This is a genomic window from Actibacterium naphthalenivorans (genome assembly GCF_014196965.1).
Taxonomy (GTDB): domain Bacteria; phylum Pseudomonadota; class Alphaproteobacteria; order Rhodobacterales; family Rhodobacteraceae; genus Actibacterium_A; species Actibacterium_A naphthalenivorans.
This window is the reverse complement of sequence record NZ_JACIEQ010000001.1, coordinates 1,220,902-1,237,329: the sequence shown is the minus strand read 5'-3', so window position 1 is coordinate 1,237,329 and position 16,428 is coordinate 1,220,902. Positions and strand designations below refer to the sequence as shown.

The following is a 16,428-nucleotide window of genomic DNA, read 5'->3' as shown; positions in this document are numbered from 1 at the left end:
ACGGGTCCGCCGCAAGGATTTGCGCCGGACCCGAACGTCGTTCATGAAATCGCGGATCAGGCGACTTCGAATTCCAGCGGCCGCACCTGCTGGAACAGCCCGGTCGCGCGCAGCTTTTCCTGAACCGCCTCGGGGATCGGTTCGTCGAGATACAGCAGCGCGATCGCGTCCCTTGTGCTCTCTGTCCGGCCAAGGGTGAAATTGGCGATATTCACGCCGTTTTCGCCCAGAATTCCGCCCAGAGCGCCAATGATACCGGGCACATCCCTGTTGGTGGTGTAGAGCATGTGCTGCCCGATCTCTGCGTCGATCGTGATACCCTTGATCTGGATGAAGCGCGGCTTGCCGTCGCTGAACACCGTTCCCGCGATCGAACGTTCGCGGGAGTCCGTTTTCACGGTCAGCTTGATGTAGCCGTCGAACACCCCCTGCTTGTGCTGAGTCGTGCGGCTGATCTTGATGCCGCGCTCTTCGGCGATGATCGGGGCGGAAACCATGTTCACGTCCGGGTTCGCCGGTTTCATGATCCCGGCGACGGTGGCACAGTTCAGCGCGTCCAGGTTCATCTCGGCGGCGCAGCCGTCGTAAAGGATGTTGATCGCCTTCACCGGCTCGTCGGTCAGTTGCCCGACGAAAGCGCCCAGATGCTCGGCCAGCTTGATCCAGGGGCCCATCACCTTGGCCTCTTCGGCGGTGACGGAAGGCATGTTCAGCGCATTGGCCACGGCGCCGGTCAGCAGATAGTCCGACATCTGTTCGGCCACCTGCAGCGCCACGTTCTCCTGCGCCTCGGTGGTCGAGGCCCCCAGATGCGGGGTGCAGACCACGTTGGGCAGGTTGAACAGCGGGCTGTCGGTGGCGGGCTCTACCTCGAACACGTCGAAGGCGGCGCCGGCCACATGGCCCGATTTGATCGCCTCGGCCAGCGCGGCCTCATCGACCAGACCGCCGCGGGCGCAGTTGATGATGCGCACGCCCTTCTTGGTCTTGGCGATGTTTTCCTTGCTGAGGATGTTCCGGGTCTTGTCGGTCAGCGGCACGTGCAGGGTGATGAAATCGGATTTGGCCAGAAGCTCGTCCAGCTCCACCTTGGTCACGCCCAGCTTGTCGGCGCGTTCCTCCGACAGGAAGGGGTCATAGGCGATGACACGCATGTGCAGCCCGTTGGCGCGGTCGCAGACAATACCGCCGATGTTACCGGCGCCGATCACGCCCAACACCTTGCTGGTCAGCTCCACGCCCATGAATTTCGACTTTTCCCATTTGCCGGCGTGGGTCGAGGCGCTGGCCTCGGGGATCTGGCGGGCCACGGCGAACATCATCGCAATGGCGTGTTCGGCGGTGGTGATCATGTTGCCGAAGGGCGTGTTCATCACGATCACGCCTTTCTTGGACGCGGCCGGGATATCGACGTTATCCACCCCGATGCCGGCGCGGGCCACAACCTTGAGGTTGTCGGCGGCGGCCAGAAGCTTTTCGGTCACCTTGGTGGCCGAGCGGATCGCAAGACCGTCGTAATCCTTGATCTTTGCCAGCAGGGCGTCCTTGTCCTTGCCGAGGTTGGGTTCGAAATCCACGTCGATGCCACGATCGCGGAAAATCTGAACGGCGGTTTCAGACAGCTTGTCGGATACGAGAACTTTGGGTGCCATGGTTTCAGGCTCCTTTGGATGCAGAAAGGGGGGGCTCATCGGTCCCTCCGGTTCCTTTTCGCGGCGAGGAGGGGCCGAAAGGGAGCGATGAGCATGTTGTTACTGTGCGGCGATCTCGGCGTTGAACGCCCAGTCGAGCCACGGCATGAGCGCCGCGACATCCGATGTTTCCACCGTGCCGCCGCACCAGATGCGCAGACCGGCGGGCGCGTCGCGGTAGGCGCCGATATCCAGCGCCACACCTTCGGCCTCCAGCCGTTTGGCGACGGCTTTGGCGAAGGCCGCGCCATCGGCGATGCGATCATCGGCGAACTTGACGCAGACCGAGGTGTTCGAGCGGATCGCCGGATCGGCGGCCAGGAACTCGATCCACCCGCGGCTTTCCACGAAATCGGCGATCACGGCGGTATTGGCGTCGGCGCGGGCGATCAGGCCCTGCAGCCCGCCCACGGATTTCGCCCAGTCGAGCGCCACGAGATAATCCTCGACCGCCAGCATCGACGGCGTGTTGATCGTTTCACCCACGAAGATGCCTTCGATCAGCTTGCCGCCCTTGGTCATGCGGAAAATCTTGGGCAGAGGCCAGGCGGGGGTATAGCTTTCCAGCCGCGCCACCGCGCGCGGGCTCAGCACCAGCATGCCGTGCGCCGCTTCGCCGCCCAGAACCTTCTGCCAGCTGAAGGTGGCCACATCCAGCTTGTCCCAGGGCAGATCCATCGCGAAGGCCGCAGATGTCGCATCGCAGATCGTCAGCCCGTCGCGGTCGGCGGGAATGAAATCACCGTTGGGAACACGCACGCCCGAGGTGGTGCCGTTCCAGGTGAAAACCACGTCCTTGTCGAAATCGACGCCGGCGAGATCGACAATCTCGCCATATTCGGCGGTTTTCACGGTGGCGTCGAGTTTCAGCTGCTTGACCACATCGGTGACCCAGCCGGCACCGAAGCTTTCCCAGGCCAGCATTTCCACCGGGCGCTGGCCCAGCAGCGACCACATCGCCATTTCCATCGCGCCGGTATCCGATGCGGGCACGATGCCGATGCGGTAGTCGGCCGGGATGCCCAGCACTTCGCGCGTCGTTTCGATGGCGGCCTTCAGCTTGGCCTTGCCCACGGCGGCGCGGTGCGAGCGGCCAAGGGGCGCGTCGGCAAGCTTGTCGAGGGTAAAGGTGGGATTCTTGGCGCAGGGCCCGGAAGAGAAGCGCGGATTTGCCGGGCGCGCGGCCGGGGTTTCGATAACCATTGATGGTATCCTTACAGATATATGCCCCTCGTTGGGGAGGGGTGTCCCGCGGATGCAGATACGTCCGTCGGGCCACTGGCGCAAGAGGGAAAGCTGCGCTATTGCGCCGCCTGAGCGCTGAAAAGCGACATGCCTGTTCACTATCGGAAACTGCCCATGTTCATCGCCACCCTTGTGACCAATCCCGAAACCGGCAATCTGGAGCCTGCAACGGCAGAGGCGCTGCGCGGCGCCTGGGGCGGCGGCGCGTTGAAATGGCTTGCTCCGGGCATCGCCGCCGAATTCGCGCTGCCCTCGCGGCCCGGCAACCTGTGGGCCGTGTGGGACGATCTGCAGAAGCTGGGCGTCGATCTTGTGGTGCAACCGGCTCAGGGGCGGCGCAAGGCGATGCTGATCGCCGATATGGACAGCACCATGATCCGGCAGGAATGTATCGACGAACTGGCCGCCGTTGCCGGTATCGGCCCGCGTGTGGCCGAGATCACCGCCCGCGCGATGAATGGCGAGCTTGATTTCGAAGGCGCGCTGAAAGAGCGGGTCGGGCTTTTGCAGGGGCTCGACGCGGGCGTGATAGACACCGTTCTGAACACGCGCATCACCTATACGCCCGGCGGCGCGGAGCTGGTGGCGACGATGAAGGCGAATGGCGGCTATGCGGTTCTGGTCTCGGGCGGGTTCACCGCCTTTGCCGCCCGTGTGGCAAAGACGCTGGGCTTTGACGAGAACCGCGCCAACACCCTGTTGATCGAAGACGGAAAGCTGACCGGGCGTGTTGCCGAACCGATTCTGGGCCGCGATGCGAAAGTGGCCGCGCTGCGGGAGATCTCGGCGCGTATCGGCATCACGGCGGCGGATGTGATGGCCGTGGGCGATGGCGCCAACGATCTGGGCATGCTGGGGCTGGCGGGGGTGGGCGTGGCGCTGCATGCCAAGCCGTCGGTCGCCGCGCAATGCGATGTGCGGATCAATTTCGGTGATCTGACCGCGCTGCTGTATGTGCAGGGCTATAGCCGCGATGCGTTCGTGGCACCTTAGGTGCTGACAATCAGGCCGGCCCCCCTGATTCACGGCTGCGCGATTTTCTGCCGGGGGGGCTTTAATAAACCGGCGGTTTTACGTTACTCTGCGCATATCGGGTAGACTATCGGCGCGCCACTCGAAAAGGTCCGGGCAACGGCGGGATTGGCGGGCGCAGAGGCAAGGGCAGCTGGAGGCTGTATACGACATGACATTCAGGGCGAAATTCGGGGTTGTCGCGGCGGCGATGGCATTTGCGGCACTTGGGGCGCAGGCGCAGGAATCCACCAACCGTGTGGCGGTGATGACCGATTGGAACGTATTCGCCGAGCCGGCGGCGGCGCCGGTGGATTGCTGGGGCGTGGCGGTGCCCAAGGAAACGGTCAACACCGATGCGAACGGCCGCATCAAGGCGGTGCGGCGCGGTGACATCCTGTTGTTCGTGACTTACCGGCCCAAGGACAAGGTGCTGGGGCAGGTCTCGTTCCTGGGCGGGTATCCGTTCGCGCCGGAGTCTTTCGTGACCGTCGAGATCGGCGACAAGAAATTCGAGATGTTTACCGATGGCGAATATGCCTTCGCCCTGCCCGAGGATGACACGCGGATTCTCGATGCATTGAAGAACGGGGTGGATGCGGTTGTAACGGGCCGGTCGTCGCGTGGCACGATCACCAAGGATACCTTCTCGCTTCTCGGGTTCACGGCGGCTTCGGAAGCGGCGCAGAAATACTGTGGCGGATGATCCGCGCAAGGTTGTTTAACTGAGCGGCCGAATCCTGTATGAAGCGCGACTTGATCGACGGAGACGCGCGCCATGACCATCACACAGGATGTCGTAACCATCCCCCGCAAGCAGCCCGAGGGCGGCAAGGTGAACCTTGTCGGCCTGACGCGCGATCAGTTGCGCGATGCGCTGATCGAGGCCGGCACGCCGGAGAAACAGGCGAAAATGCGGGCCGGGCAGGTCTGGCAGTGGATCTATCAAAAGGGCGTGCGCGAGTTCGATGTGATGACGAACCTCGCCAAGGACTATCGCGCCACGCTGGCCGAACGCTTCGTGATCGAGCTGCCCGAGGTCGTATCGCGGCACGTCTCCTCCGATGGCACGCGGAAATATCTGGTGCGCATCGCCGGCGGGCATGAGGTCGAAACCGTTTACATCCCCGAGGAAGGGCGCGGCACGCTATGTGTCTCGTCTCAGGTGGGGTGCACGCTGACCTGTTCGTTCTGCCACACCGGCACCCAGAAGCTGGTGCGCAACCTGACCGCCGGAGAGATCGTCGGCCAGATCATGCTGGCGCGCGACGATCTGGGCGAATGGCCGGAAATCGGCCGCGCTCCGAAGGACGAGACCCGGCTGTTGTCGAACATCGTGCTGATGGGCATGGGCGAGCCGCTGTACAATTTCACCTCCGTGCGTGATGCGATGAAGATCGCGATGGACCCCGAGGGGATTTCGCTGAGCCGGCGCCGGATCACCCTGTCGACCTCCGGTGTGGTGCCGGAGATTGCACGCACCGCCGAAGAGATCGGCTGTTTGCTGGCGGTCTCGTTCCACGCCACCACCGACGAGGTGCGCGACAAGCTCGTGCCGATCAACAAGAAGTGGAACATCGCCGCATTGCTCGACGCGCTGCGGGCCTATCCGAAACTCTCGAACTCCGAGCGGATCACGTTTGAGTATGTGATGCTGAAGGGCGTGAACGACAGCGACGCCGATGCGCGGCGGCTGGTGAAGCTGATCGAAGGCATCCCGGCGAAGATCAACCTGATTCCCTTCAACGAATGGCCCGGTGCGCCCTATCAGCGGTCGGACGAGGCGCGGATTCGCGCCTTTGCGGATATCATCTACAAGGCCGGCTATGCCTCGCCCATTCGCACGCCGCGCGGCGAAGATATCATGGCCGCCTGCGGACAGCTGAAATCGGCCACTGAACGCGCCCGCAAAAGCCGGGCGGAAATTCAGGCCGAGGCCGGGCTTTAAGCCACTCTCTACCCCGCCGCGGCAGGGTAGAGCATGTTGTCACCCCCAAGCTGCGCCGCTCGGTGCCTGTTACGTTGCTGCGGCCTTCAGTGCTTCCAGGCCTCGATGATCTCGACAGCCTCTTCCGCCGTCTCGACATAGCGGAACAGGTTCAGATCTTCTTCGGAAATCGTGCCGGCCTCGGCCAAGGCCTCGAAATTGATGACCTTCTCCCAGAAGGCGCGCCCGAACAGCAGAAAGGGCACAGGCTTCATCCGTTTGGTCTGGATCAGGGTCAGCGCCTCGAACATTTCGTCCATTGTACCGAAGCCGCCGGGGAACATCGTCACCGCATTGGCGCGCATCAGGAAATGCATCTTGCGAATGCCGAAATAGTGGAAATTGAAGCAAAGATCCGGCGTGACATAGGCGTTCGGCTGCTGTTCGCGCGGCAGAACGATGTTCAGGCCGATCGACACGCCGCCCGCATCGGCCGCACCACGGTTGCCGGCCTCCATCACGCCGGGGCCGCCGCCGGTGACGATCACATTCTCGCGCCCGCCGTTTTTCTGGCTTGTCAGGGTGATCAGCCGGGCAAATTCGCGCGCCTGGGCGTAATATTTCGACAGCTCGGCCAGAGCCTGAGTGCGGGCAGTGTCTTTGCGGGCCGGTTCGGGAATGCGCGCGCCGCCGAACAGAACGACAGTGCTGTCGATCCCGTATTCCTGCATCAGGAGTTCGGGCTTCATCAGCTCGAGCTGCAGCCGCACCGGCCGCAATTCGTCGCGGCACAGAAAATCGTCATCAGTAAAGGCGAGGCGATAGGCGGGCGCCCGCGTCTGCGGCGTATCGGGGATTTCGCGCGCGGTTTCGACATCCTGATGCGCATCCGGAAAAACCCGTTCGCCTTCGTCTTTCATCGCCGTCTCCCGTTGCATTGCGCCCTCGTCCCGCAGCGTTTATAGGCTCAGGCGCAACGAGACCAGTCACGTTTTGGAGGAACCCGATGTCCAACGCCCAGCTTGAAGCCGCGATCGAAGCCGCCTGGGACGCCCGCGACCAGATCACGCCGGCCACCACCGGTACGGCGCGCGAGGCGATCGAGGATACGCTGAACGCGCTGGACAGCGGCACGCTGCGCGTGGCCGAAAAGCAGGCGGATGGCACGTGGCATGTGAACCAGTGGGCCAAAAAGGCCGTGCTTCTGGGCTTCCGTCTGAAAGACATGGAACAGCAGGACGGCGGCCCGCAGGGCGGCGCCTGGTGGGACAAGGTGGACAGCAAGTTCAAGGGTTGGGGCGACAACCAGTGGAAGGCCGCCGGGTTTCGCGCGGTGCCCAACTGCATCGTCCGCAAGTCGGCCTTCATCGCGCCGGGCGTGGTGCTGATGCCCTCTTTCGTGAACCTGGGCGCCTATGTGGACGAAGGCACGATGGTGGATACCTGGGCCACGGTCGGATCCTGCGCGCAGATCGGCAAGGGCGTGCATCTGTCGGGCGGCGTCGGCATCGGCGGCGTGCTGGAGCCGATGCAGGCCGGTCCCACGATCATCGAGGACAACTGTTTCATCGGTGCCCGCTCCGAGGTGGTCGAGGGCGTGATCGTGCGCGAGGGTTCGGTGCTGGGCATGGGCGTGTTCATCGGCCAGTCGACCAAGATCGTGGACCGCGAGACAGGCGAAGTGATGTATGGCGAGGTGCCGCCCTATTCGGTGGTCGTGGCGGGCTCCATGCCGTCGAAGAACGGTGTGAACCTCTATTGCGCGGTGATCGTGAAACGGGTGGATGAAAAGACCCGCTCGAAGACCGGTATCAACGAACTGCTGCGGGATTGATGCGGCGGGGAACCTGAGTGGCCTTTCGCGCATTGAAAGGCGCCACTCGGGAGTCCCGCCATGCAAGATCCGATCGTACCATTCGATCTCGCCCGGATGTTTCTGGGCGATGCGCCGCCTTTGTTTTTCCTCGAAATCCTGTGCCGGACGCTCATCGTCTATTTCTACACCCTGATCCTGCTGCGCTGGATCGGCGGGCGGAGCGTGGCCCAGCTTTCGATGGTGGAGTTCCTGCTGGTCATCGCGCTTGGCTCTGCGGTGGGGGATGCGCCCTTCTATCCGGATGTGCCGTTGCTTCATGCGCTGGCCGTCATCACGGTCGTCGTTCTGATCAACAAGATCATTGACCAGGCGATCATCCGTTTCACGCCGGCCAAGCAGCTTCTTGACGGTGGGCCGGTGCAGATCGTTCAGTCTGGCCGTGTCCTGCATCGCGAAACCGGCCGCTTCGACATGGGCGCGGCCGAGGTGTTCTCGGTTCTGCGGCGCGAGGGTGTGCGCAACCTGGGCGAGGTCGAGGCTGCCTATTTCGAACCCGGCGGCCGGCTCAGCATCTTTCGGTATGATCAGCCGCACCCCGGCCTTCGGATCGTTCCGCCGCTGGAACTGTCACCGCCCGCACGGCTGCCCCGCCCTCGGGCCGCCGAACGTGTGTGCTGCATGAATTGCGGGGCGGTCTGCGCGGGGCCGGAGCTGCCCGGCGATCTGCATTGCCCCTATTGCGAACACGATATCTGGTGTGACCCGAAACCGCCACGCAGCTAGGGGGTTGCGAAGATTGCGCGGGGATGCGAACGGAACGCCAAAGCAAGGAGCGATCGCAATGGAAAAGCCCAAACGCCCTCAGCAGGTCTATACCCTTGTGGTGCAGCTCGGCCGCAAGGAGGGTGACGGCCTGCCCAAGGGCGCGACCGGCGCGGCGCTGATGTGCTTTGCCTCGGGCGTGGACGAGGCGGAGGCGGTGCGCGAAACCGTGGCGGTGCTGAAACAGGCCGATCTCGCCCCGCTGGACGTCACCGGCTATGGTACCGCCGAGGAGCGCCGGGCGCAGGGCCACACGCTTGACCCGGATGAAGAGGCGCTGATGGCTCGCGCGCTTGCGGAAAACGCGGTGATCGTGGCGCAGATGACGCCGTTCTTTGATGGCGAGCAGTCGGCGGATTAGTCGAGCGCGCCGAAATACTTGCGATGCAGCCGGTCATAGGCGCCGTCTTCACGAAGTTTCAGAAGGCTGCGGTTGATCGGCTCCAGCAGCGGGCTGCCGGAGGGCAGGGCAAAGCCGTAGCTTTCGCGCCGGAAGGCCGAGCCGACCAACTGCGCCTTGTCGCGCCCGTCATGCGACGCGTAATAGGCCAGGATCGGCGCGTCGAACACGACAGCTTCGGCGCTGCCATCCTCGAACGCGGCGAGAAGCGTCTGCAGATCGGGGTATTCGCGGAAATCGAGCTGGCGTTCCTCGAGGAACCCGGCCGAGGTCGAACCGCCGATGGTTGCCACCTCGCGGCCGTACAGATCGTTGACCGAATTCACCGAACCCTGAATCGCGTCCACCGTCAGAACAGCGGTGATCTTCGCCACGAAGATCGAGACGATGAACAGGCTCGACACCACCAGGATCACTCCGAAAATCCGCCCGAAAAAGGTGCGCGGCACCCGTTCTTCGAAGCCGCCGTTGACCACGAGGTTCAGCGCCCACCAGAAAGAGGGGAACATGGCCTCGCTCGCGCTCTTGTCGAAATAGGGCTGCGCGCCGCGTTCCAGCCGCCACATCAGCATGCCGCCGCCGAACAGCATCAGAAAGGCGATGCCGGCCGCGAACAGAAGATCGCGTGACAAGAGCGCGCTCCAGATCACGCTTGTCTCGGCGCCTTTGGGCACCATGATCTGCAGCCCGCTCTGGAAGATCGCGTGGCTGAAATCCAGCACCTGTTCGCGCTCTGCGGTGATCGAGATATTGGCCACCGCGATATCGGCCTCCATGCGTTCGACCATGCCCAGCATTTCGGGGAAACTGTTCAGGCGCACGACCCGGAAGTCCTGGCCGATCTCCTTTGCCACCGCGCGCCACAGCTCTATGCTGAACCCCGACTGGGTGTCTTGATCCCGGGTTGAGAAGGGCGGGCGTTCGACGGTGGCGACCGTCAGGGTCTGCGCCGAGGCAAGGCCTGCCGCCAGTTGAAAGAGCACGGCCAGCACGGCCATCGTTCTGAGCATCAAGTGCATTCCAATAGTCTGTTCATCCGATGGATGGCCCGGCGGGCCGGATCACCGGTTCAGCAACGCCGCGCGCAGCGTCACCGCCTCATAGTCGCGCAGCGCGGGATAGGCCAGTTTCTTGTGCCGCGGAAGCTGTTCCGGCGCTACGTTACCCAGAACCGTTGTCGCCAGAACGTCCGGCATGTCACGCAAATGTCCAACAAACAGGCTTTCCAGCCCGGCACCGGCCACATCCAGAAGCTCGTGCCGGTCCAGCAGGACCTGATGATAGCGGATGGTGGGTCCGGCCGGTTCGGCCGCCGCGAAGGCGCTGTTGAGCAGTTCATGCGCCTCGACCAGCACGGCTTCCTCGCCGAACAGATATTCCACCTCTGATCCGCGCAGGGCCAGCCGCTGTTCGGGCGCCACGACCACATCGCGCAGCAACCCGAAATAGGGCGCATGCAGCCGGATCGGGCGGAAACGGCCGCGCGCGGGCACTTCCCGGGCGCCCACCCAGCACACTGTTTTCTCATGACCGTCCGTTGTCAGAACCGTATCGCCGGGGCACAGGTCTTCGACCGGCCGATAGCCGCGCGGCGTGCGCAGGGGGGTGCCCGCGGCAAAGCTGGGGCTGATCCCCACCGGCTCCAGCCGGTCCGAAAGGCTGACGCAGCGCAGGGCGGGCGCGAAAGACACATCATCGCCGCGCGCGTTCAGCCGCGCGATGTCGGAATGCAACAGCGGCAGCGGATCGGCGAAATCCTTTTGCACCAGCGTTCCCAGCGCGACGTTTTCCACCGACAGCAGCCCGCGGCGGGCGGCGGTATCCCAGGACACCGTCAGCCGGACCACACCTTCAAGCTGGGCGCTGTCGGTGTTCAGAACGACCTGAAGCCGCGCGCGTCCAAGGCGGCGCCCGAACACCACCGTGCCGTTCGCGCCGAGCTGGACGGAGACATGGCTTTTGATGCCGGCGCGGCGGTGCAGAACGAACAGCGATTGTTCCTTGCGGCGGTCCCGGCCCAGGCTGGCCTCGATGTAGAGCGAGCCCTTTGCCAGAACGTCGCCGGCGGCGCGGCGCGGCGCGGGTCTTTCACGCGGCGCGCGCGGGGGGGCGGCGCTCTCCGGCGCCTGTCCGGGGTCTTCCACCGCGATCCAGGTCATGCGGCCAGCCCCAGATCCAGCAGAACCCGCGCTTCGTAGGCACGCAGGGTGCGCCGGGCGGCGGGGCTGTATCCGGCACCGGTTTCAGGGTCTATCTCGGGGAAAATCGCACAGATTTCCTGCACGATCTCGCGCTCGAAAGACATCACGGTCTGCGATCCCGGAAGGAAGCTTTCGGTGGCGAGCCCCTCCGAATAGATGATCTGATGCCGGTCGAACAGCAGGTGGACATAATCCACGATCCCGCCTTCCTGGACGCGGACGGTCGCGTCGTTGACGAGGTTCTTGGCGGCCACCAGAACCTCGCTCTCGCCGAACAGAAGCTCGGCCAGGCTGTCGCGGACCAGCACCCGGTGCTGTGGCGAGACAAGCAGGGCATCGTGCCGGCCGAAGGTTTGCGCCTGAATGCGGATCGGCGCCATCGGCCCCACCGCCGCCACACGCCGCCGGCCGGCCCAGCGGATCGGCTGATACCCGTCATCCGCCGTCAGAACCATGTCGCCGGGCACCAGATCCTCTACCGGCACATCGCCCTCTTGGGTGCGGATCAGCGTGCCCGCCACGAAACAGGGCACGGAATCGACGGTGACGAACCCGGTATCCGACACGCCAAGACCGTTTTCGGCGGTGTAGGTGAAGGACACTTTCTCGATGTCGGAATCGGCCTGAACGTCGAACGTGCCATCCGCGTTCAGCGTGACGACCTGCCCGGTGTTCAGCGCGACACTGTCGCCGGCGGCGACGGGAACCCCGTTGATATGAGTGATGGTCAGGCCGGAGCCGCTGGAATCGGTGTCGTTGGCCAGAACATCCAGTGTCTTGGAACCGTCGGGGTTGAGCGAGAGCGTATCGGTATTGGCGATGACAGCCGTCTGGACGCTGTCGCCCGCGATCAGAAGGTTGGAATCATAGCTGGAATCGCCCACGTCGGCGATGCCGATCCGGATCGAATTCACCTGCCCGGGGTTCACCTTCATGGTCAGGGTCATCGTCACCGTGAACCCGTCCATCTCGGTGTTGTAGGCGTCGTTCGTGTTATCGTTGTAGAGGTTGACGTTGTTGGTGTCGTTGATGCCGCCGACGCTTGTGTCGCCTCCGCCAACCTCCAGCGGGACGGCCTGACCGTTCACCCAGACCACCACGGCGTCGTTGTAGATCGTGTTGGTGTATTCGGGGTACTCCTCCGAACTGAAAACGAACTGCATGGTCATCGTGTCGCCGGTCGGAACGAAATCGACATCCAGGATGGCCGCGTCATAGGTGCTGCTGCCCACGGCGGCGTTGAACGCGGCGTCATTGTTCACGCCCGAAGTGTTGGTTGACGTGTTGGTGCTGTTGTTCGCCTGGCTCTGGCTCCACCAGCCGCCGCCGCTGCTGTTGGTAAAGCTGTCGGCCCGTCCGGTGGAGAGGATAACGCCGGAATCCCCCGGCGTGACGCCGGGCGAGATCGTATCACCATCGGAAAAGGTGCCCGACGAGCGCGCATCGCCCGTATAGCTGGCCGAGACAACGGTGACGCCCTCGCCGAAAATCTCATCCGCCATCTGGGCGGCGCTGGCGTTCAGGTTGTAGGTCAGTTCCGATGCTGCGACCACGCCACTCTCCTGCCTTCAGTCGACAGGGCGGACAGCAACGCGGACCTGTTCGCACAGATCCGGCAGCACTTTAGTTCCGCTCGATCGGGCCGCTTTTTTATCTGGCCCGTAACCCTGCCTCTGGGTTTCATTATTGAATGTGAGACTGCCCGATTTTCGCCGTCTTGTTAACTCATTGATTCCATGTTGTTCCGTCGTTCAGCGAAAATGTTTCCCTGTTGCAACATTGCACCGTCGCGCGCGCCGGTTTATCGGTGGCCCGACCCTGTAAGGAGCCGAGCTTGACCGATCCCGTCGCATTGACCGCCGCGCTGATCCGCTGCCCCTCTGTCACGCCGCTGGAAGGCGGGGCGCTGCAGCTTTTGCAGGATCGCCTCGGCGCCGCCGGGTTTACCTGTGTCCGGGTCGATCGGGGCGGGGTGCCGAACCTGTTTGCCCGCTGGGGGGCGAAAGGCCACGCGCGCACCTTCGGCTTCAACGGCCATACGGATGTGGTGCCGGTGGGCGATGCCTCGGCGTGGAGCGTGGACCCGTTCGGTGCGGAACAGAAAGACGGGTTTCTGTGGGGCCGGGGGGCGACCGACATGAAATCGGGCGTTGCCGCCTTTGCCGCCGCCGCCATCGATTATGTCAGCGAAACCCCGCCCGATGGTGCCATCATCCTGGCCATCACCGGCGATGAGGAGGGCGACGCGCAGGACGGCACCGTGGCGCTTCTGGACTGGATGAAGGCGCAGGGCGAGCAGATGAGCGCCTGCCTGGTGGGCGAACCGACCTGCCCCGAGCGGATGGGCGAGATGATGAAGATCGGCCGTCGCGGCTCTATGACCGCGTTTTTCACCGTGAAGGGCGTGCAGGGCCATTCCGCCTATCCCGACCGCGCCCTGAACCCGCTGCCGGCGATGGCGCGGCTGATGGCCCGGCTGGCGGCCCACACGCTGGACGAAGGCACCGAGCATTTCGATGCCTCCACCCTGGCGATCACCACGATCGACACCGGAAACCCCGCCACCAACGTCATCCCGGCCGAATGCCGGGCGACGGTGAACATCCGCTTCAACGATGCCCACAGCTCCGCCAGCCTGATCGCCTGGCTCCAGGAAGAGGCGGCGCGGGTGGCCGAGAGCTCGGGCGCGAAAATCACCATGACGACCAAAGTTTCGGGCGAAAGCTTTCTGACCCCGCCCGGCGCGTTCTCAGAGCTTGTTTCCGCCGCTGTGCGCACCGAAACGAATGTAACCCCGGTGCTGTCCACCTCTGGCGGCACCTCGGACGCGCGGTTCGTGAAGGACCATTGCCCGGTGGTCGAATTCGGGCTGGTGGGCAAGACGATGCACCAGGTCGACGAGCGGGTGGAGATCGCGCATATCGAGGCGTTGAAGCGGATCTACAGCCGCATCCTGAGCGACTATTTTGCCTGAGGGGCGCCGCGTTTTGCGCATGACGGGGGCGTTGGTAAATGCTACCTCAAACATATGACACGGATCCCAGACAAAGCCGAGATCCTCGCCTGGATTGCTGACAATCCCGGCCAGACCTCCAAGCGCGAAATTGCCAAGGCCTTCGGTATCAAAGGCTCCGACCGGATCGATCTCAAGCGGATCCTGAAAGAGCTGGAGCAAGAGGGAAATCTGGAAAAACGGCGCAAGACCTATCGCGACCCGGACAAGCTTCCGCCGGTGTCGGTGCTGCAGATCCTGGAGCCGACGCCCGATGGCGATCTGTTCGCCCGGCCGCTGGAATGGCAAGGTGACGGGCCCGAGCCGAAGGTGCTGTTCGTTGCGCGCAACGCCGATCCGGCGCTGGGCGGCGGCGACCGTATCCTTGGCCGCCTGACAGAGGTGAAGGGCGAGGATCATCAATACGAGGCCCGGCTGATTCGCCGGATCGGCGCCAATCCGCACCGCATTCTGGGCATCTTCCGCAAGGAAACCGAAGGCGGGCGGATCAAGCCCATCGACAAGGGCGCCGACAAGGAATGGCTGGTGCCCGCCGGCGCCACCCATGGCGCGAAGGACGGCGAGCTGGTCGAGGCCGAGCAGACCGGGCCGCGTGCCCGCATGGGCCTGCCCCGTGCCCGCATCGTGACGCGGCTGGGCGACCCCGGCGCGCCGAAGGCGGTATCGCTGATCGCGATCCATCAGCACGGCATCCCCGACGATTTTCCCGATGACGTGATCGCCGAGGCCGACCGCGCCAAACCCGCAGGTCTGGGCAAGCGCGAGGATCTGCGCGACCTGCCGCTGATCACCATCGACCCGGCCGACGCGCGCGATCATGACGACGCGGTCTTCGCCGAGCCCGATGACGATCCGAAGAACGAAGGCGGGCATATTGTCTGGGTCGCGATCGCCGATGTCGCCTGCTACGTGACGCCCGGATCGGCGCTGGACCGCGAGGCGCGCAAGCGCGGCAACTCCACCTATTTCCCGGACCGTGTCGTGCCGATGCTGCCCGACCGTCTGTCGGGCGATCTGTGTTCGCTGCACGAAGGCGTGCCGCGCGCCTGTATCGCGGTGCGCATGAAGCTGGACATGGCGGGCAACAAGATCGGCCACCGGTTCACGCGCGGGCTGATGCGCTCTGCCGCGTCGCTGAACTACGAAGAGGTGCAGGCCGCCATCGACGGCGCGCCCAACGACAAGACCGAACCGCTCCTGAACGATGTTCTGAAGCCGCTCTATGCCGCCTATACCGCCGCGACCAGGGCCCGCCACGCGCGTCAGCCTCTGGATCTGGACCTGCCCGAACGGCGGATCGAGCTGAGCGAGGATGGCAAGGTGGCGTCGGTCCGGTTCCGTGATCGCTATGACGCGCACCGGCTGATCGAGGAATTCATGATCCTCGCCAATGTCTCGGCCGCAGAAGAACTGACCAAGATGCGCCGCCCGCTGCTGTTCCGGGTGCATGAAGAGCCCTCGCCCGAAAAGCTCGACGCGCTGCGCGATGTGGCGGCGGCCTCCGGCTTCACCCTGGCCAAGGGGCAGGTGCTGCAGACCCGGCATCTCAATCAGCTGCTCGACGCGGCGATGGGCACCGAGTTTTCCGAACTGATCAACCTGTCCACCCTGCGCTCCATGACACAGGCCTATTACAACCCCGAAAACTTTGGCCATTTCGGGCTGGCCCTGCGCAGCTATGCGCATTTCACCTCGCCGATCCGGCGCTATTCGGACCTGATCGTGCATCGTGCGCTGATCCTCGCCCATGGCTGGGGCGATGACGGACTCAGCCCCGAAGACATCGACCGGCTGGAAGAAACCGCAACCCATATCTCGGATACCGAACGCCGTTCAATGGCGGCAGAGCGTGACACGACCGATCGCTATCTGGCCGCCTACCTGTCGGAACGCGTGGGCAATGAATTCACCGGCCGCATTTCGGGCATCGCCCGTTTCGGTGTCTTCGTGAAGCTGGATGAAACCGGCGCCGATGGGCTGGTGCCGATCCGCGAGCTTGGCAATGAATACTTCCATCATGACCGTGAGGCGCAGACGTTGATGGGCGCCGACAGCGGCCTTGTCATCGGCATCGGCCAGCCCGTGACCGTGCGTCTGGCAGAGGCCGTGCCGGTGACCGGCGGGCTGATGCTGGAACTGCTGTCGATCGACGGAAAAACCCTGCCGCGCGGCCCGTCCAGATCCACGGGCAGACCTGTCCGGCGCAAACCGGCCAGCGCGCAGAAAAAGGCGGCCAAGGCCAAGCGCAAGGTGGCGCGCAAACGGCGCTGAACCGCGCAATGCCCTGATGCCCGCTTTGCGA

The 16,428-nt window shown here is 64.0% G+C and carries 14 protein-coding genes; 8 read left to right on the top strand and 6 right to left on the bottom strand.

Features of this window, described 5'->3' with window-relative positions; all coding sequences use genetic code 11:
* Positions 1-56: 56 nt before the first annotated feature.
* The gene (serA, locus tag GGR17_RS06145) at positions 57-1,652 is read right to left on the bottom strand and encodes a phosphoglycerate dehydrogenase (RefSeq protein ID WP_054537689.1); all 1,596 of its coding nucleotides are present in this window, start codon (positions 1,650-1,652) and stop codon (positions 57-59) included.
* 99 nt (positions 1,653-1,751) lie between these two features.
* Entirely contained in the window at positions 1,752-2,894 is a 1,143-nt protein-coding gene (locus tag GGR17_RS06140) for a phosphoserine transaminase (protein ID WP_054537690.1), read from the bottom strand.
* A gap of 156 nt (positions 2,895-3,050) precedes the next feature.
* Here GGR17_RS06140 and serB point away from each other — a divergent pair, with 156 nt between their 5' ends.
* The 3 genes from serB (at position 3,051) to rlmN (ending at position 5,895) form a co-directional block, all read left to right on the top strand.
* Complete coding sequence (gene serB, locus GGR17_RS06135; protein ID WP_054537691.1) at positions 3,051-3,929, top strand: phosphoserine phosphatase SerB; 879 nt, start codon at positions 3,051-3,053, stop codon at positions 3,927-3,929.
* A gap of 190 nt (positions 3,930-4,119) precedes the next feature.
* On the top strand, positions 4,120-4,653 hold the full coding sequence (locus tag GGR17_RS06130) for an invasion associated locus B family protein (RefSeq protein WP_054537692.1): 534 nt from the start codon (positions 4,120-4,122) through the stop codon (positions 4,651-4,653).
* Positions 4,654-4,725: 72 nt separating this feature from the next.
* On the top strand, positions 4,726-5,895 hold the full coding sequence (gene rlmN / locus GGR17_RS06125) for a 23S rRNA (adenine(2503)-C(2))-methyltransferase RlmN (protein WP_054537693.1): 1,170 nt from the start codon (positions 4,726-4,728) through the stop codon (positions 5,893-5,895).
* A gap of 86 nt (positions 5,896-5,981) precedes the next feature.
* Here rlmN and GGR17_RS06120 read toward each other — a convergent pair whose 3' ends face one another.
* Positions 5,982-6,794 (bottom strand): LOG family protein, encoded by an 813-nt coding sequence (locus tag GGR17_RS06120; protein ID WP_037203532.1) that lies wholly within the window; start codon positions 6,792-6,794, stop codon positions 5,982-5,984.
* Between the two features lie 86 nt (positions 6,795-6,880).
* Here GGR17_RS06120 and dapD point away from each other — a divergent pair, with 86 nt between their 5' ends.
* From dapD to GGR17_RS06105, 3 genes are read left to right on the top strand one after another with little or no spacing between them, the layout of a single operon-like run.
* Positions 6,881-7,708, top strand: a complete 828-nt coding sequence (gene dapD / locus GGR17_RS06115) for a 2,3,4,5-tetrahydropyridine-2,6-dicarboxylate N-succinyltransferase (protein WP_037203531.1) — start codon at positions 6,881-6,883, stop codon at positions 7,706-7,708.
* Between the two features lie 60 nt (positions 7,709-7,768).
* Positions 7,769-8,473, top strand: a complete 705-nt coding sequence (locus GGR17_RS06110) for a DUF421 domain-containing protein (protein WP_054537694.1) — start codon at positions 7,769-7,771, stop codon at positions 8,471-8,473.
* 58 nt (positions 8,474-8,531) lie between these two features.
* A complete protein-coding gene (locus GGR17_RS06105) occupies positions 8,532-8,873 on the top strand; it encodes a hypothetical protein (RefSeq protein WP_052071142.1) in 342 nt (113 codons plus the stop codon).
* Here the strand turns inward: GGR17_RS06105 and GGR17_RS06100 are convergent.
* From GGR17_RS06100 to GGR17_RS06090, 3 genes are read right to left on the bottom strand one after another with little or no spacing between them, the layout of a single operon-like run.
* Complete coding sequence (locus tag GGR17_RS06100) at positions 8,870-9,922, bottom strand: transporter substrate-binding domain-containing protein (RefSeq protein WP_054540270.1); 1,053 nt, start codon at positions 9,920-9,922, stop codon at positions 8,870-8,872. The genes GGR17_RS06105 and GGR17_RS06100 overlap by 4 nt on opposite strands.
* A 51-nt stretch (positions 9,923-9,973) precedes the next feature.
* Positions 9,974-11,071, bottom strand: a complete 1,098-nt coding sequence (locus GGR17_RS06095; protein ID WP_054537695.1) for a Hint domain-containing protein — start codon at positions 11,069-11,071, stop codon at positions 9,974-9,976.
* Positions 11,068-12,666, bottom strand: a complete 1,599-nt coding sequence (locus GGR17_RS06090; protein WP_054537696.1) for a Hint domain-containing protein — start codon at positions 12,664-12,666, stop codon at positions 11,068-11,070. The genes GGR17_RS06095 and GGR17_RS06090 overlap by 4 nt, the downstream gene beginning before the upstream one ends.
* Positions 12,667-12,947: 281 nt before the next feature.
* On the opposite strand from GGR17_RS06090, the gene dapE reads away from it, so the two are divergent.
* Positions 12,948-14,087 carry a succinyl-diaminopimelate desuccinylase gene (gene dapE / locus GGR17_RS06085; RefSeq protein WP_054537697.1) on the top strand — a complete coding sequence of 380 codons (1,140 nt, stop codon included), beginning with the start codon at positions 12,948-12,950 and terminating at the stop codon, positions 14,085-14,087.
* Between the two features lie 54 nt (positions 14,088-14,141).
* Entirely contained in the window at positions 14,142-16,397 is a 2,256-nt protein-coding gene (gene rnr, locus GGR17_RS06080; RefSeq protein WP_054537698.1) for a ribonuclease R, read from the top strand.
* Positions 16,398-16,428 lie beyond the last annotated feature (31 nt).

Coding starts and splice junctions, on each gene's coding strand:
- serB (WP_054537691.1), top strand. CDS start 3,051: ATGTTCATCGCCACCCTTGTGACCAATCCCGAAACCGGCAATCTGGAG.
- serA (WP_054537689.1), bottom strand. CDS start 1,652: ATGGCACCCAAAGTTCTCGTATCCGACAAGCTGTCTGAAACCGCCGTT.
- GGR17_RS06095 (WP_054537695.1), bottom strand. CDS start 11,071: ATGACCTGGATCGCGGTGGAAGACCCCGGACAGGCGCCGGAGAGCGCC.
- GGR17_RS06130 (WP_054537692.1), top strand. CDS start 4,120: ATGACATTCAGGGCGAAATTCGGGGTTGTCGCGGCGGCGATGGCATTT.
- GGR17_RS06105 (WP_052071142.1), top strand. CDS start 8,532: ATGGAAAAGCCCAAACGCCCTCAGCAGGTCTATACCCTTGTGGTGCAG.
- dapD (WP_037203531.1), top strand. CDS start 6,881: ATGTCCAACGCCCAGCTTGAAGCCGCGATCGAAGCCGCCTGGGACGCC.
- GGR17_RS06110 (WP_054537694.1), top strand. CDS start 7,769: ATGCAAGATCCGATCGTACCATTCGATCTCGCCCGGATGTTTCTGGGC.
- GGR17_RS06100 (WP_054540270.1), bottom strand. CDS start 9,922: ATGCTCAGAACGATGGCCGTGCTGGCCGTGCTCTTTCAACTGGCGGCA.
- GGR17_RS06120 (WP_037203532.1), bottom strand. CDS start 6,794: ATGAAAGACGAAGGCGAACGGGTTTTTCCGGATGCGCATCAGGATGTC.
- GGR17_RS06140 (WP_054537690.1), bottom strand. CDS start 2,894: ATGGTTATCGAAACCCCGGCCGCGCGCCCGGCAAATCCGCGCTTCTCT.
- rnr (WP_054537698.1), top strand. CDS start 14,142: ATGACACGGATCCCAGACAAAGCCGAGATCCTCGCCTGGATTGCTGAC.
- rlmN (WP_054537693.1), top strand. CDS start 4,726: ATGACCATCACACAGGATGTCGTAACCATCCCCCGCAAGCAGCCCGAG.